We start from the raw sequence: 23,989 nt of genomic DNA, 5'->3' as shown, positions 1-23,989 counted from the left end.
GCCCGGAGGGGGCCGCCATGGCCGATACCACCAGCAGTGTGCGACCCAGCTGGGTCGATGACGATTTGTTCCCGTTCGAGAGCCGCTTCATCGATATCGACGGTCACACCGTGCACTACGTCGACGAGGGGTCGGGTCCCACATTGCTGCTGCTACACGGCAATCCGACCTGGTCGTTCCTCTTCCGGGACGTGATCACCACATTGCGCAGCGACTTCCGTTGCATCGCAATGGATTACCCAGGCTTCGGCCTGTCGGCCCCGAAACCGGGCTACCGCTTCCTCCCCGAAGAACACGCCGACGTGGTCACCGGTTTCGTAGACGCGCTGAAACTGGAGAAGATCGGCTTGGTAGGCCAGGACTGGGGCGGCCTGATCGGCATGGCGGTAGCGCAGCGGCGACCAGGCGTCTTCGATCGATTGATCCTCGCCAACACCTGGGCTTGGCCGTTGAACGGCATCCTGCACTTCGAAGCCTTCTCACACGCCATCGGAAACCCCTTGAGCCGCTTCCTGGTTCGACGATTCAACCTCGTCGTCAACGGCTTCATCCCCACCGGCCATCGCAGGCGGAAACCGACCCAGGCCGAGATGACCCACTACCGCCACGCGCTGGGCACCCCCGAACGCCGGCAGGCCTCCGCCATGCTCCCCAACCGCGTCCTCGCCAGCCGAGCCTTCTTCGCGGAGGTCGAAGCCGCACTTCCGGATATCGCCGACCTGCCGACCCTGATCATCTGGGGCGACGCCGACATCGCCTTCCGCCCCCAGGAGCGCGAACGCCTGGAAGCGACATTCACCAACCACAAGACCGTCATCATCGAAGGCGCCGGCACCTACGTGGAATCCGATGCACCCGAGGAATTCGTCGCCGCCATCCGCAATTGGGACGGGAAATAGCGAAAGGTCAAGACACAGCAGATACGCGCCCGGCCAGCCGTTTTAAGAATCCTTCAAGTGATGGACAGGTCCCGCTTCCTAGTGTCGTCGCTGTCATGTTCAGCCTGCTGAACGTGGCGCGGGTGGCGCCCTTGTGAAGGTGGGGACTGAGGATGAGCGTTCGAACCGCCGAGCCTGGCTCCGATATCGAGCCGGAGCGACAGGAAGCGAAGCGGTGGCGGCCGATCACCCGCGTGCTGGTTCGGTTCAGTCTGGTGTACTTCGGGTTGTTCGCGTTGCTGACCCAGGTGATCCTGGAGTTTCCGGGGCTGGCGGTGTGGTGGCGGCCGGTCGCTGTGAAGTGGCCGCAGCCGGTGGTGGCGTGGGTGGGGCGCACGATTTTCGGTGTCGAGGTCGTGCGCCGGGATTCGGGCAGCGGTGATACGGCGTATGACTGGGTGCTGCTGTTCTGCATTCTCGTGATCGCGGTGACCGTGACGGCGGTGTGGAGCGTCCTGGACCGCCGACGTACCGAATATCGCACGGCGGCAGGCTGGTTGCTGGTGCTGCTGCGAGTGTGCGCGGCGGGGACGATGCTGAGTTACGGCTTCGCCAAAGCCTTCCCCCTCCAGATGCCGTCGCCGTCGCTGACCCGGCTGTTGGAGCCGCTCGGTGACTTGACGCCGATGAGCGTGCTATGGAGCCAGGTCGGAGTGTCGCCGGTATACGAGATCCTGCTCGGGATCGCGGAAATACTGTGCGGCGTACTACTTCTGGTGCCTCGCACGGCCGTGGCAGGCGCACTCCTGACCGTGGTCTGCGCGGCGCAGGTGTGGGTTCTGAACATGACCTACGACGTGCCGGTGAAGATTCTGTCGTTCCACGTACTGGTCATGGCGCTGGTATTGGTGGCACCCGAAGCGCGCCGGATCACGGCAGTACTGCTGGGCAATGCCGCTGCACCATCGACCGCCCCGCAACCCTTCCGGACCTCCAACGAACGGCGCGTCATCGCGCGCATGCAAGTGGCGCTGCTGGTTTGGCTGATCGTCGCGGGCACAGTCAATGGCATCGCGTCCTGGCAACAGCGAGAGTCCAAATCGGAGCTGTACGGGATCTGGGAAGTGAGCACGTTCATCCGAGACGACCAACCGGTACTGGCCACACTCGGAGATGAAACCCGTTGGCGGCGAGTCGTGTTCGACCAACGCGAGTACACGGCTATCCAAACGATGGATGATCAGTTCCGACCTGCAGAGGCGGAACTCAACGCCGAAGCAAAGCAGCTCATACTGCGTTCCTGGACCGATTCCGAATCCGCCGCACCCTGGGCAAACTTCACGGTCGAGCGCCCCACACCGAACCAGTTGCGGCTCAGCGGCGATCTGGACGGTCATCCGGTCACGATGGAACTAACCCTCTACCATGCAGACCGTTTCACACTGCGGCAGAGCGGATTCCACTGGGTCACCGAATTCCCTAACAACAGCTGTGTTTCGGGCCGACCAGCATGCCCCACGCCCTCGGAATCATCGACGAGGTGAAGACGCCTGCCTCCACGATGCAGGTGGCATCGTCGAGGCAGAGCGCACCTTGACCTCGGCCGAAAGCCCGCTCGGCGAGATAATCCTCGCGCGCCGCAAGCTCTCGGACATTGGGGATCAGTTCGAGGAGGGCACCTCGAACAGCTGCTCCTGAGGCGGCCCGGCCAGCAGCTCAGCTCCCGCCGCGAACGCCTCCTGCAGGTGCGGGCTGTTCAGGTGCGCTTCGAAAGCCGCCCGACTGTCCCAGGATTCGATGACCACCCAGCTCCCCGGCTGGGTCGGGTGCTGATAGGGCTGGTAACTGAGGCACCCGGGCTCGGCGAGCGACGGCTCGATCAGGGACAGCGCCTGCGCTTGCACCAGGTCTTCCTTGCCTGGGCGAGCCTGCAGGGTGGAGATTGCGGTGATCGTCATGGACCGGTCAACCTTTCACGATCGAAATCTCTTCCCCGTGGGACCTGCACTACTTTCTCCTGAAATTCCGCCCATGGCCTGCCCTCAGTCGATCTTGTTGGCATGTTCGGCAAACCATCGGGCTCTTCGTTTGCCACTGCCCCTGCGACTGCCCTAGCCACGGGCTAGCATTCGGCCGTGTCAGGTAATGAATGGGACGAGACTGTCCTGGTCACCGACGGCTTCGAGCGGGTGTACGTCGAATCGGAGCGGTACGACTGGCCGCGTTCAGGCCTCGCCGATATCGGCGGGCGGCCACACTATTTCGAGGGCTGGGCCTTCGATCGCGTGGACGTCGGCTATCTGTTCAATGTGTGGCCCGCGAATGCGGAAGCAGTGACCTGGGAGCTCGAGCGGTGGGCGATCTACGCTCGCTGGGATCAGCGTTTCATCGCCGGCGAAGTTACCAGCGACAGTCATCCGGGCCAGGGCGGTATCGATGCTCGCTATGACGAATTGACTGCCGCACTGGCACCACATCGTCAGGTTCCGGCGAATTCTCGAAAGCTCGTGGCGGAGATGCGATTCGACAAGGGCGATCGGTATCGAGTCGACGGCACCGACATGTGGTTTCGATGGCATCCACCGGAGCAGCTGGAACTGAACGGCCGCGAATTGCCGTAGACGACGACACTCCCCCTCGCGGCCAACTCGAACTCAGCCGCAGTAATCGAGCCACCACCATCCCCCCGCCAGCTCCATGGTGGGGCAGATCTGTGCGCCGAAGCCGTCGTAGGGGCCCGGGTCGGGTTTGCCGATGAAATGGCCGTAGCCGAAGGCGTCGTCGGGGATACCGACGTAGTCGGGGACGAAGCGGACCGGGTGGCCTGCGCTGGTGCCGATGACGGCTACTTTGCACATTGCCGAGACGAAACATAGTTGGGCGGGTAGGTCGGTGCCGTAGTAGTCGCCTTGGCCGTAGGGGGGCACTTCCATGTGGGCGATGGCGGCGAAGGCAGGGCGTTCCAGCCAGAAGCGGGTCCAGGCGGAGGCTTCGAGGTGGGTGGCGAGGAACGCGGGGCCGGCTATCCCGAGGACGGTGAGCATGGACGTTATCGCCAATGGCCAGGGGCTCGGGTGACGGCCGGCCCGCCAGACCGCAACGACGAAGAGGGTGATGAGCACGAGGGCGATGGCCAGGAGCAATGGCAGGGCCAGCAGCCACAACTTGGTGACTATCCAACCGCGATGCAGCACGACACCGTAGGCGATCAGTGCCAGAAGCAGGGCCGACGCCGGGGCACGAAAGGTGTTGACGGACACAGGCGCAACCTACGGCAGTGGCGCGTAGGAACGACGTGGGAAATGTGGGGATTGTGTGTCGGGCGGGCCCCGGCCCGCGCAGTTGGCCTGGGCCCGACGGCGGCGCGTGACCTCGCGAACTCGTTTCACGCTAGAGTCGGTCCCGCACTGAGACTTACGGCGGATGCGGGGGATGTGATGGCGCTGACCAGCGAGCAACAGGAAGAACTGCTCGGCGAGATCGAGCGAGTTCTGCGCTCTGGGCTGCCTGCGGGCGGGCGAGGGGTGTTCACCTGGTCGTCGGTGGGCGATGGGGGCTCTGAGGCCGGATTCTCGGTTGTCGACGGTAATGGCAAGCCCGTGGCGCGCAGCCATCCCGAGGGACTGGCAAAGCTGTGCTGGCGGTTGAAGACCGGCATGAAACGGCCCGCGATCGGGACCTGGTTCACCGTGCGGTGCGAGATCGACGAAAGCGGTTCGTTCCGTACCGATTTCGACTACGACGGCGAGCCCAGGCTGGGGGCGATTCCTGAGCACTATGCCCGGGAGCTGGAGTGGTTTCCGCGTGACGCCGCGCATACTCCCGATTGGCTGACCGCGATCCTGGCGCGAGTTCCCAACGTCTACATGGGAATTCGTGCCGAGCCGGGTGAGCAGTACGAGGATGAGATCGGCCCGCATCTGGGTGAGGTCGCCGCCGTCTTCGACCAGGCCGGGTGGGAAGTCCGGCGCGGTGATTTCGGTGAGCTCGACCTCAGCATAGCGTGGGGGAAGCTGGAATCGCTGTCCAGCTATGGGCATATCCGCCTCGCGGGCAAGATCGATCCCGAGCGGTGGGCCGAACTCGTCGAACTGATGACAGCACCGGGCTGGGATGCCGGTGGTGAACTCTACGACGGCGGGGAGATCACGGCCGAATTCCGCCGGGCGGCCACGGCGACCGATGACCCCGCCGACCTGCCACCGTCGTAGGCAGGTGGACGATAATCCGGCGGGCAGTCAGAGCCGTGTTGCGGTATTGACAAGGTCGGCAACGGCTTTGGATCTACTGTGCGGAGGCCACGCGATGACCGTCGTGACGGGTGGTGCGTCGGATACCGGAACGACGGCGTGATCGTCGCGGAGCTGGGCCCGCAGGGATTCCGGCACGATCGCGCACGCGAGCCCGAGCGCGATCAGCTGGAAAAGCTGGGTGTGGTCGCGCACCTGCGGACCGGGACCGTCGCGATAGGTGCCGTCCCGTCCAGGCCAGCGCGGCAGGGGCAGGTTCGCCAGCGTGCCGACTTCGGCCAGCGACACCTGCGACCGGGTCGCGAGGGGATGCCCCGCGGGCAGGACCACGACCTGGGATTCGGTGTGCAGGTCCTCGGTGTCGAATCCGGCTGTCGTGTCGTAAGGCCGATGCAGCAGAGCGACATCGGCAATCCCATTGCGCAACAGGGCTTCCGGCTGACCCGGCCCGGCGAGCATCACCTCGACCGCCACGGCGCCCGGTTCGGCGGCGTAGGCGTGCAGCAGCTTCGACAGCAGTTCACTGGCGGCGCCGGACTTGGTGGCCAGCACTATTCCGGGCTGGTCGGCGGCGGCGCGGCGGGTGCGGCGTTCGGCGGCTTCGATCGCTTCCAGGGCGAGGCGGGACTCACGCAGCAGTACCGAACCCGCATCGGTCAAGGTGATCGCGCGAGTACCACGGTGCAGCAGCATGACTCCGAGCCGCCGTTCCAGTTGCTGGATTGCCCGCGACAACGGTGGTTGCGCCATCGCGAGTCGTTGTGCCGCTCGCCCGAAGTGCAACTCCTCGGCGACGGCGACGAAAGATCGCATCTCCCGCGTCTCCACCGCGACATGGTATCCGGTGATGACCTCGGCCGATACCCGTGCGGTATCGGCGGCTACCCGATCGGTCTTGGACGGGGCAGGTGTGCCCGCAGCAGGATCGGCGTTGTGAGTGAACAGACGATCGCGCTGGTGACCGGCGCTAACAAGGGAATTGGATACGAGATCGCCGCGGGCCTGGGGGCGCTCGGCTGGCGGATCGGCGTAGGGGCGCGGGATCGGCTGCGGCGGGAGACCGCGGTGGAGAAGCTGCGCGCGGCCGGGGTCGATGCTTTCGGGGTGCCGCTGGACGTCACCGATGACGAAAGTGTTTCCGCGGCAGCAGAATTGATCGCCGAGCAGGCCGGTGGGCTGGATGTACTGGTCAACAACGCCGCTATCACCGGCGGTATGCCGCAGACGCCGTCCACGGTCACACCCGAGACCGTGCGAACCGTCATGGAAACCAACGTGATCGGGGTCATCCGGGTCACCAACGCGATGCTGCCGATGCTGCGCGCCTCCGCCGCGCCGCGGATCGTCAATATGTCCAGCAGCGTCGGCTCGCTCAGCCTGCAAACCACACCCGGCATCGACATGGGCCCGGTCCCCACCGCCTACCTGGCTTCGAAGACCTTCCTCAATACCCTCACCATCCAATACGCGAAGGAACTGCGCGACACCAATATCCTGATCAACTCCGGCTGCCCCGGACTCACCGCCACCGACCTCAGCGGCTTTCGGGGCAACCGCACTCCGGAACAGGGCGCGGCCATCGCGATTCGCCTCGCGACCCTGCCCGCGTACGGGCCGACCGGCGAATTCTTCGATGACGCCGGAGCGGTGCCGTGGTGACCGGCGGGCGGTGATGCGGGCGGACTTACGTTGCCGGGGTAGCTGTTATCGATTGACCGAAGTCCGCCAGGCCTATACCGAGCTCGAGCGCCGCCACACCCCCAGCATTTCGGCCATATGATCCTCGGCCCAGGTGCGCAAGTCGGCCAATGGGATCTCCAGGGACAAGCCCAGTTTGGTGAGCCGATAGTGCACGCGCGGCGGCACCGTCGATTCCACCCGACGCACGACCAGACCGTCGCGGACCAGATTTGCAGGGTCACCGACAGCATCTTCTGGGATACGCCGGGCATTCACCGCCGCAACTCGGCGAACCGCACCTCCCCCTGCGCCCACCTGGCAGGTGTGCCACGGACCGCCTACGTTCCGTCGGTTGCGGCGTCGGCGTCCAAGGGCTGGTCAACCTTCGGCCTGTTGAGGTTTTTGCCGCCCGGGCTGTTGGTGAAGATGTTGTCGAATACCGCGTCGTTGTTGATCGACGTGTCCGCAGATTTCGGCGCCGTGGTGGCCGGCGCCTGGTCATTCTCGGTCATCGCGCATCTCCGTGGTTGGTCCGGTGGGTATTGACCAGGGTATTGCTGGTGGGGGCTGTTGCGGCGGCGATCAGGCCGTCTACTGCGGCCAGGGAGGAGAAGGGGTCGCTGTAGGTGAGGGATGGGTCTTGGTCGGACCATGCTATGTAGGCGGCGCTGGTCGGTGACCATCGGACGTGGATGGACGACAACGAGATCGGCGGGGAGGGCGTATCGCCCATCGGACTCTCCTTTCTGGGATCGGTATGGAAATCATTGTCGGCAAAAGGGGCTTGCGGGTGCCGCTAAATTTTGGCGGGAAACGGTCGGAATGTTCTGTTTTCGCAGGTGAGTGGGGCCGGGGGCGTTCAGGGGTCTTGCCATCGAGCGGAAGGCCCGGAATCACTCACCTGGTGAGAGCTTTTGACAGCGGCTGCGGCGCGGGGGTGGAGGTTGCGGTGCGCAGGCTCAGGGCGAGCAGGGCCAGGGCTATGGCGGCGAGGCCGGCGCCGACCCAGCCGAGGGATCCGGATCCCCAGTGCTGCAGGGTGATTCCGCCGACCGCGCCGCCGAGGGCGATGCCGAAGTATTGGGCCGAGGCGTTGAGTCCGATCAGGAGCGGGGTGTGCTGGGACGACAGCTCCATGAGGCGATGTTGTTGCGCCACAGCCCAGATCCAGCCGGGGATGGCGAAGGCGGCGGACCAGATCACGGCGGTGGCGAAGGAATGGCTCGCCACGCCGACCGTCGCGAGGACCGCGATGACGCCGATCAGTGCGACGGGTTGGATGCGGCGCGAACCGATCCGGTCGACCAGGTGTCCGCCGGCGGTGCTGCCGATCACGGCCACCACGCCGTAGATCCAGAGCAGGATCGAGAAGCGGCCGCTGCTGCCGCCGGTGGCGTCGTGCAGGGCGGACGCCAGGTAGGTGTAGACGGTGAACATGCCGCCGAACAGTGCGAGTGCTTGCAACAAGGTGGCGGCGATCGTGGTGTCGCGCAACAGGTTCAGGCGTTCGCGCAGGCCGGCGGGGGCGGGCAGGCGCAGGTCCGGCACCAGCTTGGCCACGCTCGCCAGCGCCAGGAGGCCGAGGACGGCGACCATCACCATGGTGGCGCGCCAGCTCAGCGCGCCGCCGATCCACGAACCCAAGGGCACGCCGATGGCGCTGGCCACGGTCAGCCCGCCGGTCACCACCGCGATGGCCCGTCCGCGTCGTTCCGGCGGCGCGATGGCTCCGGCCACCGCCGCGGCATTCGGGGTGTACATGGCCGCGCCCGCTGCCGCGAGTATCCGGGAGGCCAGGACCAGCCAGAACCATCCGGCCACGGCGGTGATGACATTGCCCACGACGAACAGGGCCAAGCCGGTCATCAGGATGGTGCGGCGGGAAATGTGCGCGGTGGCGGCCGCGAGAATCGGCGAGAACAGGGCGTATGCCAGCGCGAACACCGTCACCAGCTGCCCGGCCGCCGCGGTCGAGACGTGTAGATCCGCGGCGACCGGACCGAGCAGGCCGGCTGTCACGAACGCGTCGATGCCGATGGCGAAGGTGCCCAGCGCCAAGGTGACCAATCGTGAATTCACCCGAAGCTCCTAGAGGGAGGGAGAGTGCGGGAACCCGCATTAGTTTGACGAACGTCATACTATGAAGACGGTTTGATAGATGTCAAACAATCAAACTGTTTCGGTAGAGTGGTCGTCATGCGGTACCTGCCCCAACCGGCCGTCGAGGAGATCCGGTTCGTCACGCTCATGCACGCGCTGTCCGACCCGGTGCGGTTGCGCATGCTGGCCGAGCTGGCCGATGACGCCGAGCACTCGTGCCAGGCCGCCACGGACGGCATCGAGGTGCACAAATCGACTGCGTCCCACCACTTTCGGGTGTTGCGCGAGGCGGGTCTCATCTCCACTCGCCAGGACGGGCGCAACCGGCTGGTCCAGTTGCGCCGCGACGAGGTGAACGCGCGCTTCCCCGGGGTGCTGGATGCCGCGCTCGAGGCGGGCGCGGCGCACGCGGCCGAAGCGTGATGGTGTCTACGTGACCGGATAGTCGATGACGATCACTCCACCGGTGGCGTAGTTGGCGACATCGGCGGCCAGCCGCCGGCCCTGTTCGGATGCGCGGGCAGCGGCCAGGGCGTCGGCGTCGGCGAAATCGGCTTCGAAGACGGCGAAATACGGTGCTTCGCCGTTGATCGACACTATGTCGAAGCTGTAGCGCCAGGCCAGGACGCCGGGCCAATCCTGGACCAGTGGAAGGTGTTTGGTCACGTAGTAATCGCGGAAGTGGTTCGGGTCGGTGGGCTTGGGATACAGGACCAGGGTCTTATGCATGGTGGGCTCCGTCTCGCTCTCCCGTGCGGGTATGTGCGGTTTCGGTCGTATGAATCGTCATATCCGCAGGTTAGGGCTCGATACGGGGTCGAGGGAAAGACCGGAACGGGATAGGCTCAGAACGGATCGTTATCAATCGACGGGGAGGGCTGGTGGCGCCGGATACGGTGAGCCTGCGGTACTTTCTGGTGCTGGCGCAGGAGTTGAACTTCACCCGGGCGGCCGCACGGGTCGGTATCGCGCAACCCGCGCTCAGCGCCCGGATACGCCGGCTCGAGACCGAACTCGGGACGAGCCTCCTGGTTCGGAGCACGCGCAGCGTCGTATTGACCACGGCCGGTGCGGCTTTGGCGGAGTCCGCGCCACCCGCGCTGGCCGCACTGGACCGGGCCTGGGAGACCGCGCGGAACGCAGGGGCGGGCGAAGTGGGCACCCTGCGGATCGGATACAGCCTGTCCACGGGGGCTGAGACCGCACCGGCGCTGGTGGACAGGCTGCTTCGCAGCAGCCCTGGTCTCGAGGTCAGCGCGGTACCGATGACGACACCGGAGATCTCCCCCGCCGTCGCCGACGGCCGCGTCGACGCCGGAATCACCCGCGGTGAACAGCCTGGTCGCGGCGTACGCCGGTTCCTGCTGCGGCGTGAGCGCGTCGGAGTCCAACTGGCACAACATCATCCGCTGGCCATGCACCCAGAGATCGAGATCGCAGCCGCGGCCTCCTATCCGCTACGTCTCCCCATCCGCAGCGCCAACCCCGTGATCCACGATCAACTATCGTCCCTGTTCCGCGACACCCACCCGTCGCCCCGATTCCACACGCCCGCAGTATCTTTCGATTTGTCCCAACGCGACCTACTCGACGGGCTCACACTCGCCCCAGCCGGAGAAATCGCGATCACGACACAACCAGCCGGTCTCACATGGCGGCCATTGCAGGGCTCCCCCACCCTGACGATCCACCTGGTCCTCCCCCACGTGCAATCACCACTACACCGCCGCCTCCGCTCCGTCGCCAAAGCCCTAGCGCGCGAACTGCATTGGCTGCCGGACTGATGAGGGGGAAGTCAAACGCTGCGCACGACCCGGATACCGAGCGGCGGCCTTCTTCAATGCGGAATCCACGGGCGCGAGGCGCGACCGCTGTAGCAGGGCGCGGAAGGCGTCGTCGGACGGTAGCTGAGCGAGAATGCCTGCAACGAAGGTTCTGTCCTTCGAGGTGCGGCAGGTATCGAGCAGCAGGGCCAGTGCGGGCACTGCGGCCGGACCGAGCTGGCAGACCACGTTGAAGATCGGGGCCCTATCGGCATGCAGCGTAAGCGTGTCCATCGGCGCACGACCTTTCAAGTGCCCGATGCGATCCAGCTGGGCGGCGGTTGTCACCGAGGTGACCAACAGGTCCAGCGGCAGCGAATACTGGGCGTCTGCTGGATGATCGGCCAGGTCCGCCTCCAGCCAGTCCTGCCGTTCGGGCAGCAGATACGACGACAGCAGGCGGGCCAGCAGCGAACCCGTGTTCCGCAGAGCCTCGACCCGCTGCACAGCTTCGGAGTACTCCTTCTCCGACAACACGGACAGATGAGCACGTATCGCCCGGGCTGCTTCGCTGTGCAGGCCCCACCAAGGCTCGTCCTGCGGTCGCAAGGACAGAGCGTCGAACCACTGGTAATAACTCACCCGACGCCATGGCATCCAACCGGCGGGGTCCTGATGGCGCCGGACCATCACCAATCGTCCGGTGTGGGCGAGTACATCGACGGCGAAGGCGACCCCGCCCGCGGCAACCCAGCTGTCGACCATGGGAGCCGCAAGTTGCTCGCGGACGTGCTGACTGTGCTGGACCCACGAGGGGCAACAGCTGTTCTGGTCGTCGGTGAGGATCGTGGCCACCGCTGCCGCGCCGAGTGCGGAAGGCGTTGTCCGACCGTGCGAATCGAGATATTCCAGCCACAACAGGCCGGCATCGGCGATCTCGGCGTTCCCCTCGTTGCGCGCGTTGGCGAGGGTTCCGACGATCCGCTCTCGTAACCGCTCGACTACCCGCGTCAACGGCGCGGTGGGCGCCGGCTCGATCGGGCGGTGAGCGGTCACCCCGCGGAACGGCTCGGCCTTCGCCAGCCAACGTTTCGGAACAACCCACTTGTCCTCATCGATCATGAGCGCAGGCTAACGTCGCCCACCGACACCCGGCGGACGCCTCGGTGGTTCGTCGAGGACACGCCGAAATCGCGTGTCCAAGTGGAGAAATGCCTTTCGGGCCCGGGCGGGTGAGGGGGCGCGGATACTGGGTGGGAGCTTGGAGGAGGGGTTATGGATCTTCGGGCACCCGTGTGCGTGGTGGGCGCTGGGCAGAGTGGGATTCTCGTGGCGGCGAAGTTGCGGGAGTTGGGGTTCGAGCGGGTCGATGTGTTCGAGGCGCGGGCGGGGATCGGGGGTTATTGCGAGACCACGACGGTGGCGGGCGAGGTGTATGACTTTCAGGCGCATCTGGTGATTCAGCAGGATTTCGGGGAGGGGTTCGCGGGGACGGCGATTCATGGGTTGCTGGAGCGGTATCCGGTCGAGATGCAGACCGAGGCTTTGTATTTCGTGGGGCGATCGCGGTCGGGGAAGCCTCGGATAGGGGTGCCACCGCATTTCGTGCCGTTGTTCGCGGCTCTGACACCTGAACAGGTGGCGGATCAGATCAGCGAGGCGTGGACGATTATCGAAGGAGCGGTGCGGGATCGGCGCGGGCCGGGGATGAACGGGCTGGCGTTCGATCGGCGGGCCGGGGAGACGTGGGAGACGTATCGGGCTCGGCACGCGCCGCTGGTGGGGGAAGTGCTGCAGGGGCTGACGCTGTATGCGAATATGCGGCGGCCGCGGCAGCCGGCCGAGAGCGTTATCAATATCAATGCGCATATCTCGGGGCATGTGTCGCAGCTGGCGAAGATGATACTGTCGGCGTATCCGGGGCAGCGGCAGGAACTGCTGAATCGTCTGCCTGAATCACTTGTCGCGCAGATGAATTCGACTCGGCCGGTAACGCTCAGTTTCCGGCGGGGGTTCATCGATTTGCTTCGGCGCATCGTCGCGGACAATCGAATCGAGGTGATGGTCGATACTCCGGTGACGCGGATCGAATCGCCTGGCGCGGAAGGTGTTCGCGTCAGTTATCGACGCGCAGGAGTGGATTGCACCGCGATGTATTCCAAGGTAGTCGTCACGACGCGACCCACACAGATTCGGCAGATGTTCCCGAACGGAGAGATACGGGAACTCTTCGACGAACAGAACTGCCCGCGCACCTGGACCCGCAGCTACCTCATCCGAGTTCGCAACGAGCTCATCGCGTTCCCACGTGCAGTCGATACCCCCGAACCGCTGGGTTTCTGGGTGATAGACCCGTACGGCAGCTACACCGACACCGACCCAGATCAAGCCCTGCATCGAATAACCGCAGCAAACAAGCAACACCCAGGACCGTACTGGGTGTGCTTCAGCAATTCGGACAGATCGGTGTCCGACGCGCGCGCCTGGGAACTGGCCAAGGAAAGCCTCTTCCTGTTCGAGAACCCCGAACTGATCACCGAGACCATCGCCGAATGGCCCGCGTACCCGAGCGCCGCGGCAATCCGCGAGGGCTGGCTGGACCGGGTAGATGCCATGCAGGGACGCGACGGCATACATTTCGTCGGTGAAATCTTGTCCGGCCCGACCATCGAGTGCATCAGTTCCTATGTGCAGGAGGTGATTCCGCAGTGGTTCGGGCCCGAAAACTGACGGCTGGAGTTGCCCTGCCGGATGGGCCATGAAGGCCTGATCATGCACCGCTTTCCGGCCAACCGAGAGTGCCGCTGGGCGGCGAACTGGTTTGCCGGTCTCGACACCAGGCGTCAGGAAGTATGCGGAATACTTCGGTGATATGACCTTCACGGATGCCGAACTCGAGTATCTCCGGTCGCAGCCGCTGGCTCGGCTCGCTACCACTGACGGCGGTGGACAGCCTGATGTCGTGCCCGTTGCTTTCGAGTTCGATGGCACGCACTTCTGGGTGGGCGGTGGCGCGACGGTTCCACGCACGCGCAAAGCGCGCAATGTCGCGGCGGGCAATGCCGAGGTGGCGCTCGTCGTCGATGATCTGGTTTCGCTCGATCCGTTCATTGCACGTGGACTGCGGGTCTACGGGCATGCTGAACCGGCCGTCGAACGCATGGGAATCGTCGGGCCCGGCTATTACCTGCGAATCACTCCTGTTCAGTCCTGGAGTTGGAATCTGGAGGGTGAGCCGGCGGGTGATCAGTGGTACGAGACTCGCCACGCTTGGCACTGACGGGGGGTGATCAGCCGCAGGAAGTCGCTTGCGCGATAGCCGAAGGGCGGCAACCACATCCCAGCTTCGAGACCGCTCTGCGCCACCACAGGCTGCTCGCCGCCATCGCGCAATCCGCCGCCGCGGGCGCCGGCCGCCGCGTCGCGTAACCGGCCGGGCAGCGGGGGCCGGGTGCAGCGCGGGAGGCTTCGTGCCAGACTGCGGCTATGAGCGAATCTGCGGGCGGGGCGCCGACTATTACGTGCGGGAGTCGGTGGCGGGTACAGGGTGAATCTCATGAGCGCGCGGGGCGGCTGGCCGCGGCGTTCGTGGCGGGCGGGATTCGGGGCGGCGACCGGGTTGCGGTGATGGCGCGCAACGACATCGAGTTCCTGGAGACGTCGCTGGCGGCGGCGACCTGTGGAGCCAATCCGGTGCCGGTCAATACGCGGTGGCGGGCTCCCGAGGTCGCGCATCTGCTGTCGGATGCGGGGGTTCGGCTGGTCATCGCGCACACCGAGTTCGTCGGGACGGTGGAAGCGGCGCTGGCGTCGATCGGTTCGGACGCGGCGATTCTGGAGATTCCGATGTCGGCGGAACTCATCCGGGAAGCACGTCTGCACCCCGAGCTCGAGCAGACCACCGGGCGGCACGAGTTGTTCGACGATTGGATCGACCGGCAGCCACAGGGGCTCGGGCACGTCGAAGGCGCGATCGCCGATTCGATGGGTTTGATCTATACGTCGGGAACCACCGGACGGCCGAAAGGCATACTGCGGGAACGGATGACGCCACAGCAACTGCTGTCCATCGCAGGGGCCACAGCGCAGCGTATGGGCCTGGTGCCGGGCGGGCAGATGCTGGTGGCGGGGCCGCTCTATCACACCAGCCCCAATGCTGTTGCGGTGCTGGCATTGCGGATGGGAACCAACATCACGATCATGCCGCGATGGGATGCGGAGCAATTCCTTCAGCTGGTGCAAGAGCATCGAATCCAGCACGCGAAGGTGGTGCCCACGATGCTGTCGCGGCTGCTGTCCCTGCCGCCGGAAACCCGTGCACGGTACGACATTTCGAGCCTGACGCATCTGATCCACTCGGCAGCGCCGTGCCCGCCCGCCGTCAAGCGCGCAGCCATCGACTGGTTCGGCGACGCACTGTGGGAGTTCTACGGCTGCAGCGAGGCCGGCGCGATCAGCTGGATCGATGCCGCCGACTGGCAGAAGCATCCGGGATCGGTCGGACGGCCTCTCGACGGAGCGGGCGTCGCCATCCTCGACGAGCACGGAAACACCGTGCCCACGGGAGAGACGGGCCGCGTGTTCATCAAACGCGCCGACTACTGGCCGGATTTCGGATATCTCAACCGGAACGACACTCCCCCGGCCACCCCGATGATCACCGTCGGCGATCTCGGCTACCTCGATGAAGAGGGCTACCTGTACCTGACCGGCCGTGACAGCGAGGTCGTCATCTCCGGCGGCGTCAATATCTACCCGGCCGAGATCGAAACGGCGATCAGCGAACTGGCCGAGGTGGAGGATGTCGCGGTGTTCGGTATCCCCGACCGCGGCGACCTGGGCGAACGCATTGCGGCACATATCATTCCCCGCCCCGGAACCACACTCACCGAGGATGACGTCCGCACCGCTCTCGGCGGCAAACTCGCCGCCTACAAGCTGCCCACCGTCATTCGCATCGTCGGCGAACTCCCCCGCGACGATTCCGGAAAGGTCTACAAACGCCAGCTCCGAGACCTCTATCCGGCGTCCTGACCGCGCGCCGCCTCAGCGCAGCAACCGGAATTCGCTCGGCGTCATGCCCTTCTCGACGCGAAAGGCGCGGTAGAACTGCCGCTCGACCTGGAACCCGGAGGCCCGCGCCACCGCCGCGAGGGGCAACCCGGGGCGGTTCCGGATGAGGGTGCAGGCGTGTTCGACACGCAGACCGCGCAGGATGGCGGCCGGACCGCCATCGAAACCGTCGAAGACGCGGTAGACGGTACGGCGGGAGATGGCGCAGCCCTCGGCGATTCGATCGACGGTGAGGTCCGGATCGGTGCAGTGGGCGCGCATGTACTCCATGACCCGGCGGGCGGCGAGGCTGCGCACGGCGTCGCTGGGCAGCGCCTGGCGGCGGGTCAGCGAGATCGCGCTGGTCAGCAGGTCGACCGCCGAATCCGCCAGCGCCCGGGCCTGTTCGGGCGCCCGCGATTGCAGGTCGGTCAGTTCCCGGAAGTAGTCGGCGACCAGGCCGGCGGGGGTGCCGGGGGCGATGGTGAGAGCGGTGGGAATCTCGCGCAGGGTCAGGCCGAGGCGCTCGTGTAGGGTGGCGGCGGGCACCTGAACGGCGGCCATCTCCCAGTCCGAGTCGAATTCCCAATGGTAGGGGCGCGTGCTGTCGTAGAAGACCATGGCGCCCGGCCCGACATCCGCGACGCGACCGTCCTGGTGCAGGCGCCCGCGCCCAGCGATCTGAATGCTGGTGTGCAGGAACTCCCCCGCGGTCCGCGCGATCAACCGGTCGGTCCGATGCACCAGCTGCCGGGTCGAACCGAGCGTCGACAACTCGACCCCGTCATAGCGGCCGTGCTCGATCCAGGCCCGGAAGTCACCGGCGCCGGACGGCGAAATCGCCAGCGGCACATAGGCTTCGCTCAGCTCGGCTTCCCACCGATCGAAAACCTGGGTCGCGGGACTATCGCCGGTGGACCGTAGATCGACGCGCCGGATCTCCGGCCGCTCGCCCGCCATCAACCCACCTCAACCCAGAATCCCGAACCGCCGGCCTGTCACCAGCCGCACCGGAATCCTTCCATGCCAGCTCCGGCAGCGCCCGCCGGACCCAGTCGCACGGCGCGATCACCCCTTGTGATCGAGCGCCCGAATCGTCCTTGTACAACGTGCCGTACAGCTTCCGGATCAGCGTGTGCTGCCCGGCCAGATAGGCGGCGGTGCGCACCGCGCTCAGCCCGCTGCGCACATCGGAGGCGGCCCGCCAATGCCGATCGGCGTCGGCGACCGGAACCGTCAGGCAGCCGCGCAGCCAGGTGGCCTCGGACAGCAGCACGGCTTCCGGGCGGCCGTGATTCAGCACCAGCAGGGCGGACAGCTCGGTATTGACCCGTACGAGTCGCTCTCGCCACTCCGCCCGCAGAGTCGCGGTATCGATGCTCTCCAAGATGTGAGACCTCCATGTGGTGCGCCGCTCCCGTGCGCGATACCAACGGGAGCTGTGGAGATTCGATGCGACAACGCATTTTTCGGCAACGACTTTGTGGCGAGTCACAAGCCGCACAATCATCCGCGCCAGGTTTTGTGCCTGGCCACAAGACCGGCGATCGCACGCGCGACGGCGGGGATCTGATCAGTGCGCCTCGAAACGGGCTCTCCGACAGGTAGTCTCGATGCGATGGGACAACGTGCACTGTTCACACTGGCATGTATCGTTCTGACTAGCTGCATGCTCACTTCACCCGGCTCCGCAACCGCCGAGGTACCGGCGGTGGGCGGCGATTTCCGCTGGGGCGTTTCCAGTTCCGGCTTCCAGAGCGAGGGATTCGCGCCCGACAGCAACTGGAGCCGCTACGCCCGCTCGGGGCAGGCCGAGGACTATCGCAACTCCGTCGACTTCCTGCATCGCTACGACGAGGACATCCGCAACGCCGCCGACCTGGGCGTCGGCGTGTTCCGGGTCAGCGTGGAATGGGCTCGGGTGCAACCGAATCCGGGCGAATGGGACTTTTCCTTCTACGACGCCATGATCGGGCGGATTCGCGCGGCCGGTATGCAGCCGATGATCACCCTGGACCACTGGGTGTTCCCGGGCTGGGCGGTCGATCGCGGCGGATGGCGCAGCGCGGGCATGGTGGACGACTGGCTGACCAACGCCCGCGCCGTGGTGGACCGGTACGCGAGCTACGACCCGCTGTGGGTGACCTTCAACGAACCGCTCGCCTACGTGGGCAAGGAACAGCAGATCGGCGGGGTCGGCACCCTCGACGTGCCGGGCATGCTGGACCGGATGGTGGCCGCGCATCGCGCCATCTACGACCACATTCACGCCCGGCAGGGCGGCGCCATGGTCACCAGCAATATCGCCTATTCGGCCATCGGCACCGCGCAGGCCGAGGCGTCGTTCGTGGACCGGATCGCCGACAAGCTCGACTACATCGGCATCGACTACTACTACGGCGGATCGCTGAGCAAGCCGCCGAATCTGGTCGCGCTGCTGACCAATCAGTCCTCGAGCCTGATACTCGAACCCGACGGCATCTACTACGCGCTGCGCCGCTACTCGCAGAAGTTCCCGGGCCGCCCGCTCTACATCGTCGAGACCGGCATGCCCACCGACAACGGCTCCCCCACCACCGACGGCATGACCAGGGTCGACAACCTGCGCGACACCGTGTATTGGGTGCAGCGGGCCAAAGCCGACGGCATGAACGTCATGGGGTTCAACTACTGGAGCATTACCGACAACTACGAATGGGGCAGCTACTCACCGCGATTCGGGCTCTACACCGTGGACGTCACCACCGACCCGTCGCTCGGGCGGCGGCCCACCGCCGCGGTCGGGGCCTACCGTGACATCACCGGGGCGGGCGGCGTGCCCGCGGGCTATCTGCCCACCCGGTCCCCGGCGCTGTGTTCCATCCAGGATCTGCCGTCGAGCTGCTTCAACCCGGTCACCGTCCCGGGACGGTGACCGGCCGCGAGCGAATCAGACGTGTTCGCCGATATTGCCGAACACGCTGTTGAGCTTGGCCTGACCGTCGGCCAGGTTGTAGGTGACGCAGGCGATGGCGCATTCGCCGGCCATGACGCGCTGGGAGATGGTAGTCGAGCGCTGCAGCAGCTGCCGCGCGGTCTCCTCGACATGGCGGCCCTCGAGTTCGTCGACCGTCTCGAGGCCCTCGCGGCGGCCGAGCAGGATGGACGGGGTCACCCGCTCCACCACGCTGCGAATGAATCCGCCGGGCACCGCGCCGGTGTCGAGGGCGTCGATGGTGGCGCGCACCGCACCGCAGCTGTCGTGACCGAGCACCACGATGAGCGGCACGTTCAGCACCTGCACGCCGTATTCGATGGAGCCGAGCACCGAGCTGTCCACCACGTGACCGGCGGTGCGGACCACGAACATGTCGCCGAGGCCGCGATCGAAGATGATCTCCGCGGCGACCCGGGAATCACCGCACCCGAACAGGATGGCCGAGGGCTGCTGACCGCCCGCGAGTTTCGCGCGGTCGGCCGCGCCTTGGCTCGGATGTAGTGTCTCGCCCTTGACGAAGCGCTCGTTTCCCTCGCGAAGCGATTTCCAGGCACTGATCGGATTCGAATGGGGCATGCAATCCATCATGCACACAAATCGGACATTGCCGAGTTCGGGGGGTCAGGATGCGGGATGGACGACCATCACTGGGCACTCGGCATCCTGCACCAGGGCATTGCTGGTGGAGCCGAGCAACATTCCGGTGAAGCCGCCGCGGCCGCGACTGCCGACCACCAGCAGGCGCGCCGACTTCGACCAGGTCAGCAGGTGATCGCGGGGGTCGGCGAGGCGCACCTCGACGCTCACCTCGACATCGGGATAGCGCTCGCGCCAGCCGGCGAGCTGCTCGGCCAGCCGCAGTCGTTCGCCTTCGGCGGTCTCCGCGGCCTCGATCTCGGTGTCGATGATGCCGGAGAACTGCGCGAGATAGAGATCACTCCAGACGTGCACCGCCTGCAGCGGGGCGCCGCGCAGTGACGCCTCCCGGAAGGCGGCGGCGACCGCGGCATCGCTGATCGGGCTGCCGTCCACGCCGACCACCACGGGACCCGTTGCGCGGGCCGGGTTTTCGGCATCGCCGCGCACCACCACCACCGCGCCGCGGCTGTGACTGGACACCGACAGCAGGATAGAACCGATGCGACCCAGGCCGCGCTTGTGCGGCGGACCACCGATGACCACCAGGTACGCGTGCGCGGACTGTTCGATCAACAGCCGCGACGGATGCGCGGGCGACACCTCGGTGCGGATCCGCAGGCCCGGCGCTGCCGCCGCGGCGAGCTCGCGGCCCTCGGCCACCAGTTCTTCGCCGTAGCGCGAAATCGGGTCCACCACATCGCGTTCGACGAACGAGTAGGTGCCCAGCAGCGCCCGCGTCATCTCCAGATTGGTGCCGTGCACGATGACCAGTTCGCGTTCGCGCGCCGCCGCGGTGGTGGCGGCCCAGACCACCGCCGCCCGGGATTCGGGCGCGCCGTCCACGCCCACCACGATGGGCGCGGACGCGAGCAGATGCGAATCCCGCGCATCCGATTCGGCCTGGTGGGCGTGGTCGCTCATTGCTGCCTCCGCACTGATCGCGTCTCGAGCTCTGGTGAACCTTCAGCTATCTGCGATTCCGACCCTAGCAGCGCGGCGTTCCCACCCGATCGCGCCACTTCCGAGGGGTTGAGTGTTACATCTTGTTACGTATACTTGCGCTTGGTCGGGCCGGTCACCGCGGTGACGGGCCGCTGCACTCAACGAGGAGGCACGAAATGGCCCTGCCCATGTCGGAACGCGCGGACCACTTCGGACGCGACTACCGGGACCTGCTGGCGACCCTGTCGGACGGGTCGGTGCACCGGAATTTCGACCCCTACCTCGATATCGACTGGGATGCGCCGGAGTTCGCGATCGATCCCGCGGATCCGCGCTGAGTGCTGCCGGATTTCGATCCGCTCGGGGCCACCGCGTGGTACCGGGAGCTGCCGCTGGAGCGGCAGATCGAGATCGGGCGGTGGCGGATCGCGAACAGCATCAAGGTCGGCGCGGCGTTCGAGAGCATGCTCATTCGCGGGCTCATGCAATACATCATGAAGCTGCCCAACGGTTCCCCCGAGTTCCGCTACTGCCTGCACGAGATGACCGAGGAGTGCAACCACATCCAGATGTTCCAGGAGCTGATCAATCGGATCGGCGTGGACGTGCCGGGGATGCGGCCGTGGTTCCGGCGGCTCTCGCCCTTCGTCGGCGTCGCGGGCGGCTACCTGCCGGTGGGCCTGTTCATCGGCATCCTCGGCGGCGAGGAGCCCATCGACCACTACCAGAAGTCGATCCTGCGCGAAGGCGCGAACCTGCCGCCGGCGGTGGTGCGCTGCATGGAGATTCATGTGGCCGAGGAGGCGCGGCACATCTCGTTCGCGAACGAGTTCTTGAAAGTGCGTGCGGGCAGGATGAGCGCGCGGCAGAAAACGCTGTCGGGCATCGTGTTCCCGATCGTCATGCGCTGGCTGGCCGGCGAGATCATGACCCCGCCGCGCTCCTTCGCCACCGAGTTCGGCATCCCCGAAGACGTTTTCCGCCAAGCGTTCTGGCGCTCCCCCGAATCGAAACGGATCCTCGCGAGCTACTTCGGCGATATGCGCCGGCTCAACGAGGAACTGGGCATGATGACCCCACTGTCGCGCCGAGTGTGGAGCGCACTCGGCATCTCCGGGCCCGCGTCCCGGTATCGCAGCGAGCCCGAACGCCGGTCGGCACACGCGGCGGCCTGAGGTCCGTACTCGCGGATGCCGGGGCCGGGACGGTCAATCCGCCCCGGCCGACCGGATTCCGCTGCTGCTCGGCTACCGCGATCGATCGCGGGCAGTAGCCGCCCGCACCGCGCGCAGTTCGTCACCGCGCGGATCGGCGGCATCGTGGGACTGCGGTGCGTCGAACACGTGCACCTGGCGGGTGCCCGGTTCGTAGCGGGACCAGCCCGGGTCGCCGTGGGTGGCGAAACGCACCCAGGCGGCGTGCATTTCGGTGGCCAGGTGCGCGGGTGGGTTCGGGCCGGTCAGGCGGTGGGCGGTGGCGAGGTTGTCGAAGACGAACGGCAGTTCCAGGACGTGGCAGGAGCCGAGGTCGGGAATGCCGGAGCGCCAGGCGAATTCGTAGACGTAGGACGGGTTGCCGGCGGTCGCGGCGGCTTCGGCCAGGTTCAGGACGTCGTCGCGGAAGATGCCGTCGGTGAGGATGGCGGCGAAGATGTCGGCGGGCGCGGCATCGGGGCGATTGGCTCGGTACACCCCGGCGACGTCGGGATCGATTCCGAAGCGGCCCAGCATGATCGGCAGCGTTTGTTCGGTGATCGCCGCTGCCAGGCCGGAGGGGATGGTGTAGAAGCGGAACTCCTCGGCGTTCGCCCCCACCAGCAGCGGCACCATGCGATCGGGCCGCGCGGACAGGATCTCGCTCGGCACACCGGTGATGGTTTCGCCGTCGATCGCGGGGAACAGGCTCATGATCCCGCCGCCCCGTTCGATCACCGTCGCGCCCCATCGCGCCGGATCCGGATCGCTGAGCAATGCCAGGCCGACCGCGTCCTGTGCCGTCCGAATCCGCTCGGGATCGAGTTCGCCGAAAGCCGCTGCGGTGGGCTCGATTCCGAGAATTCCGGCGATCTCGACGGCGACCCGCTCGGCGTCCTCCGCCGCCGCCACAGCAAGCCCATTGGCGCTCTGCACGATCGCCTGCCGGAACAGGCCCTCCGCCAAGGGCGTGGCCATCAGGTTCAGCACGCTCATCCCACCGGCGGATTCCCCGAACACCGTGACCCGGCCCGGATCCCCGCCGAACGCGGCGATGTTCTCCTGCACCCACCGCAACGCGCAAAGCTGGTCGTGCATACCACGATTCAACGGCGCACCCGGCACCGCGGCGAACCCGGAAATACCCAGCCGGTAGTTGATCGACACCAACACCACGCCGTCACGCGCGAACGCCGCCCCATCGTAGATCGGCTTCGAGTTCGCCCCGCGTGTGAACGCGCCCCCGTGAATCCACACCAGCACCGGCAGCCCGGACCCACCCGGATCCGGCGTCCACACATTCACATTCAGATAGTCGTCACCGGGAATGTGGTCATACCCCAGCATCGCGTCCAGCCCCGGCGCATACGGCGTCTGCACACAGGTGGGGCCGAACACGGTGGCATCCCGCAATCCCGACCACGCCGCCGGCGGTCGCGGCAGCTCGAATCGCGCAGGCCCGACGGGCGCGGCCGCATAGGGAATACCGAGAAAGGCCGTCACGCCGTTCTCGAAACGGCCCCGGATCTTGCCTCCGGTCACGGACACGATCGCTTCCACGGGAACTCCTTCGTCACCGACACTGTTCTCGGACAGTCAACATCATGGGAGGGGACCCAGATGGCACATCCAGCTTCCACACCTGCGCCCGCTACGGAATCTCAAGGGCTGCTGCGGCATTACGCCGGTGATTGGCGGTCGATACTCGAGGGGACCGCGGCGGGGGTGCTGCAGTTGATGTACCCGCCGTTGGGGACGGCGGTGGCGGAGCAGTCGGAGTTCTTCGATGATCCGTTCGGGCGGATCTATCGGTCGATTCCGCAGATCTGGGCGACCATCTTCGCCGAGGATCACGCGATGCGGGGGTTGCGGATCCGGGATCTGCACCGGGGGATCAAGGGCGAGCTCGATGACGGGGAGCGGTATCACGCGCTGGATCCGGAGACCTTCTGGTGGGCGCATGCGACGTTCACGTGGTTGATCTTCCGGTCCGTCGAATTGTATTACCCGCCTGCTGAATTGGATGATGACGGGCGTGAGCGGTTGTATGCCGAGACGGTGGAGTGGTACCGGGAGTACGGGGTGAGCATGCGGCCGGTGCCGGGGACATATGCGGAGTTCCGGGTGGTGTTCACCCGGTTCTGCGTGGAGAAGCTGGAATTGACGGTCGCCGCGCGGCGGTCGCTGGATATCGCCGATATCAGCGAGCCGAGTGCGGTGCCGCTGTTGCCCGCGGTGGTAGTGCGGGGGACGCGCCGGTTGTTGCGGCCGTGGTCGCGGGGCGCCGTGGTCGGCGGGCTGCCGGTGGAGGTGCGCCAGCGGTTCGGGTTGGCGTGGAGCCGCGGTGATGCGCGACGGGATCGGTTCACCACGGCGGTGGTTCGGATCGGGTTTCGGATGCTGCCCGAGCGGGTGAATCGGGCGAGCTTCGCGTGGGCGCTGCGGTGGCTGGGTGCACGAACCCGGCCGAGGCGATTCCAGCCCTGAGCTGCCGATACTCACTCGAAGAAAAATG

Annotated in this window: 27 protein-coding genes and 1 pseudogene; 14 read left to right on the top strand and 14 right to left on the bottom strand. The window is 66.2% G+C overall.

Annotated elements, in window-relative coordinates:
* The first annotated feature begins 17 nt into the window (after nt 1–17).
* Entirely contained in the window at nt 18–899 is an 882-nt protein-coding gene (locus tag NY1_RS17765) for an alpha/beta fold hydrolase (protein ID WP_067714107.1), read from the top strand.
* Nucleotides 900–1,132: 233 nt separating this feature from the next.
* Nucleotides 1,133–2,422 carry a DoxX family protein gene (locus NY1_RS17760; protein WP_157762300.1) on the top strand — a complete coding sequence of 430 codons (1,290 nt, stop codon included), beginning with the start codon at nt 1,133–1,135 and terminating at the stop codon, nt 2,420–2,422.
* Between the two features lie 117 nt (nt 2,423–2,539).
* Here NY1_RS17760 and NY1_RS17755 read toward each other — a convergent pair whose 3' ends face one another.
* Nucleotides 2,540–2,836 (bottom strand): putative quinol monooxygenase, encoded by a 297-nt coding sequence (locus NY1_RS17755; RefSeq protein WP_067714104.1) that lies wholly within the window; start codon nt 2,834–2,836, stop codon nt 2,540–2,542.
* Nucleotides 2,837–3,013: 177 nt separating this feature from the next.
* Between NY1_RS17755 and NY1_RS17750 the strand changes: the two genes are divergently transcribed.
* Nucleotides 3,014–3,499 (top strand): hypothetical protein, encoded by a 486-nt coding sequence (locus NY1_RS17750; protein WP_067714101.1) that lies wholly within the window; start codon nt 3,014–3,016, stop codon nt 3,497–3,499.
* 33 nt (nt 3,500–3,532) lie between these two features.
* Here NY1_RS17750 and NY1_RS17745 read toward each other — a convergent pair whose 3' ends face one another.
* Nucleotides 3,533–4,138 carry a hypothetical protein gene (locus NY1_RS17745; RefSeq protein ID WP_067714099.1) on the bottom strand — a complete coding sequence of 202 codons (606 nt, stop codon included), beginning with the start codon at nt 4,136–4,138 and terminating at the stop codon, nt 3,533–3,535.
* 177 nt (nt 4,139–4,315) lie between these two features.
* Between NY1_RS17745 and NY1_RS17740 the strand changes: the two genes are divergently transcribed.
* Nucleotides 4,316–5,089 carry a hypothetical protein gene (locus tag NY1_RS17740; RefSeq protein ID WP_067714097.1) on the top strand — a complete coding sequence of 258 codons (774 nt, stop codon included), beginning with the start codon at nt 4,316–4,318 and terminating at the stop codon, nt 5,087–5,089.
* Nucleotides 5,090–5,116: 27 nt separating this feature from the next.
* Here NY1_RS17740 and NY1_RS17735 read toward each other — a convergent pair whose 3' ends face one another.
* Nucleotides 5,117–5,956, bottom strand: a complete 840-nt coding sequence (locus tag NY1_RS17735; RefSeq protein ID WP_067714094.1) for a LysR family transcriptional regulator — start codon at nt 5,954–5,956, stop codon at nt 5,117–5,119.
* A gap of 105 nt (nt 5,957–6,061) precedes the next feature.
* On the opposite strand from NY1_RS17735, the gene NY1_RS17730 reads away from it, so the two are divergent.
* Nucleotides 6,062–6,787, top strand: a complete 726-nt coding sequence (locus tag NY1_RS17730; RefSeq protein ID WP_067714092.1) for an SDR family oxidoreductase — start codon at nt 6,062–6,064, stop codon at nt 6,785–6,787.
* Between the two features lie 72 nt (nt 6,788–6,859).
* Here NY1_RS17730 and NY1_RS17725 read toward each other — a convergent pair whose 3' ends face one another.
* From NY1_RS17725 to NY1_RS17720, 4 genes are all read right to left on the bottom strand, one after another.
* Complete coding sequence (locus tag NY1_RS17725) at nt 6,860–7,015, bottom strand: winged helix-turn-helix transcriptional regulator (protein WP_233434369.1); 156 nt, start codon at nt 7,013–7,015, stop codon at nt 6,860–6,862.
* A gap of 131 nt (nt 7,016–7,146) precedes the next feature.
* Nucleotides 7,147–7,320: a hypothetical protein gene (locus NY1_RS43005; RefSeq protein ID WP_157762299.1), complete on the bottom strand. Its 174-nt coding sequence runs from the start codon at nt 7,318–7,320 to the stop codon at nt 7,147–7,149.
* A complete protein-coding gene (locus NY1_RS43000; protein ID WP_157762298.1) occupies nt 7,317–7,541 on the bottom strand; it encodes a hypothetical protein in 225 nt (74 codons plus the stop codon). Before NY1_RS43000 ends, NY1_RS43005 begins: the two co-directional genes overlap by 4 nt.
* Nucleotides 7,542–7,705: 164 nt before the next feature.
* A complete protein-coding gene (locus tag NY1_RS17720; protein WP_067714090.1) occupies nt 7,706–8,887 on the bottom strand; it encodes an MFS transporter in 1,182 nt (393 codons plus the stop codon).
* A 117-nt stretch (nt 8,888–9,004) separates the two neighbouring features.
* Here NY1_RS17720 and NY1_RS17715 point away from each other — a divergent pair, with 117 nt between their 5' ends.
* Nucleotides 9,005–9,331 (top strand): ArsR/SmtB family transcription factor, encoded by a 327-nt coding sequence (locus tag NY1_RS17715; protein WP_067714525.1) that lies wholly within the window; start codon nt 9,005–9,007, stop codon nt 9,329–9,331.
* A 6-nt stretch (nt 9,332–9,337) separates the two neighbouring features.
* Here the strand turns inward: NY1_RS17715 and NY1_RS17710 are convergent, their stop codons facing one another.
* Nucleotides 9,338–9,637 carry an EthD family reductase gene (locus NY1_RS17710; protein WP_067714087.1) on the bottom strand — a complete coding sequence of 100 codons (300 nt, stop codon included), beginning with the start codon at nt 9,635–9,637 and terminating at the stop codon, nt 9,338–9,340.
* 152 nt (nt 9,638–9,789) lie between these two features.
* Between NY1_RS17710 and NY1_RS17705 the strand changes: the two genes are divergently transcribed.
* The gene (locus tag NY1_RS17705; RefSeq protein WP_067714084.1) at nt 9,790–10,692 is read left to right on the top strand and encodes a LysR family transcriptional regulator; all 903 of its coding nucleotides are present in this window, start codon (nt 9,790–9,792) and stop codon (nt 10,690–10,692) included.
* On the opposite strand, the gene NY1_RS17700 is transcribed toward NY1_RS17705, so the two are convergent.
* Entirely contained in the window at nt 10,660–11,793 is a 1,134-nt protein-coding gene (locus tag NY1_RS17700; RefSeq protein ID WP_067714082.1) for a hypothetical protein, read from the bottom strand. The genes NY1_RS17705 and NY1_RS17700 overlap by 33 nt on opposite strands.
* A 153-nt stretch (nt 11,794–11,946) precedes the next feature.
* Here NY1_RS17700 and NY1_RS17695 point away from each other — a divergent pair, with 153 nt between their 5' ends.
* From NY1_RS17695 to NY1_RS17685, 4 genes are all read left to right on the top strand, one after another.
* Nucleotides 11,947–13,401 (top strand): flavin monoamine oxidase family protein, encoded by a 1,455-nt coding sequence (locus NY1_RS17695; RefSeq protein ID WP_084535061.1) that lies wholly within the window; start codon nt 11,947–11,949, stop codon nt 13,399–13,401.
* A gap of 142 nt (nt 13,402–13,543) precedes the next feature.
* Nucleotides 13,544–13,951 carry a PPOX class F420-dependent oxidoreductase gene (locus NY1_RS17690; protein WP_067714072.1) on the top strand — a complete coding sequence of 136 codons (408 nt, stop codon included), beginning with the start codon at nt 13,544–13,546 and terminating at the stop codon, nt 13,949–13,951.
* Complete coding sequence (locus NY1_RS42995) at nt 13,942–14,100, top strand: hypothetical protein (RefSeq protein ID WP_157762297.1); 159 nt, start codon at nt 13,942–13,944, stop codon at nt 14,098–14,100. The genes NY1_RS17690 and NY1_RS42995 overlap by 10 nt, the downstream gene beginning before the upstream one ends.
* 57 nt (nt 14,101–14,157) lie before the next feature.
* Nucleotides 14,158–15,705, top strand: a complete 1,548-nt coding sequence (locus NY1_RS17685; RefSeq protein ID WP_067714071.1) for an AMP-binding protein — start codon at nt 14,158–14,160, stop codon at nt 15,703–15,705.
* 12 nt (nt 15,706–15,717) lie between these two features.
* On the opposite strand, the gene NY1_RS17680 is transcribed toward NY1_RS17685, so the two are convergent.
* A complete protein-coding gene (locus NY1_RS17680) occupies nt 15,718–16,683 on the bottom strand; it encodes an AraC-like ligand-binding domain-containing protein (protein WP_067714070.1) in 966 nt (321 codons plus the stop codon).
* The gene (locus tag NY1_RS17675; protein ID WP_067714068.1) at nt 16,628–17,110 is read right to left on the bottom strand and encodes a hypothetical protein; all 483 of its coding nucleotides are present in this window, start codon (nt 17,108–17,110) and stop codon (nt 16,628–16,630) included. The genes NY1_RS17680 and NY1_RS17675 overlap by 56 nt, the downstream gene beginning before the upstream one ends.
* A gap of 282 nt (nt 17,111–17,392) precedes the next feature.
* Between NY1_RS17675 and NY1_RS17670 the strand changes: the two genes are divergently transcribed.
* A complete protein-coding gene (locus tag NY1_RS17670) occupies nt 17,393–18,637 on the top strand; it encodes a family 1 glycosylhydrolase (protein WP_233434368.1) in 1,245 nt (414 codons plus the stop codon).
* 15 nt (nt 18,638–18,652) lie between these two features.
* Here the strand turns inward: NY1_RS17670 and NY1_RS17665 are convergent, their stop codons facing one another.
* The gene (locus NY1_RS17665; RefSeq protein ID WP_067714522.1) at nt 18,653–19,276 is read right to left on the bottom strand and encodes a carbonic anhydrase; all 624 of its coding nucleotides are present in this window, start codon (nt 19,274–19,276) and stop codon (nt 18,653–18,655) included.
* 45 nt (nt 19,277–19,321) lie between these two features.
* Nucleotides 19,322–20,260, bottom strand: coding sequence for a universal stress protein (locus NY1_RS17660; RefSeq protein WP_067714064.1), 939 nt, complete (start codon nt 20,258–20,260; stop codon nt 19,322–19,324).
* 197 nt (nt 20,261–20,457) lie between these two features.
* Here NY1_RS17660 and NY1_RS17655 point away from each other — a divergent pair.
* Nucleotides 20,458–21,456: pseudogene (locus NY1_RS17655) on the top strand (AurF N-oxygenase family protein).
* A gap of 72 nt (nt 21,457–21,528) precedes the next feature.
* On the opposite strand, the gene NY1_RS17650 reads toward NY1_RS17655, so the two are convergent.
* A complete protein-coding gene (locus NY1_RS17650) occupies nt 21,529–23,034 on the bottom strand; it encodes a carboxylesterase/lipase family protein (protein ID WP_067714063.1) in 1,506 nt (501 codons plus the stop codon).
* Nucleotides 23,035–23,094: 60 nt separating this feature from the next.
* Here NY1_RS17650 and NY1_RS17645 point away from each other — a divergent pair, with 60 nt between their 5' ends.
* A complete protein-coding gene (locus NY1_RS17645; protein WP_067714062.1) occupies nt 23,095–23,961 on the top strand; it encodes an oxygenase MpaB family protein in 867 nt (288 codons plus the stop codon).
* Nucleotides 23,962–23,989 lie beyond the last annotated feature (28 nt).

The organism is Nocardia yamanashiensis NBRC 100130, from assembly GCF_001613325.1.
Lineage (GTDB): Bacteria > Actinomycetota > Actinomycetes > Mycobacteriales > Mycobacteriaceae > Nocardia > Nocardia yamanashiensis.
This window is presented reverse-complemented; position numbering and strand designations above follow the sequence as displayed.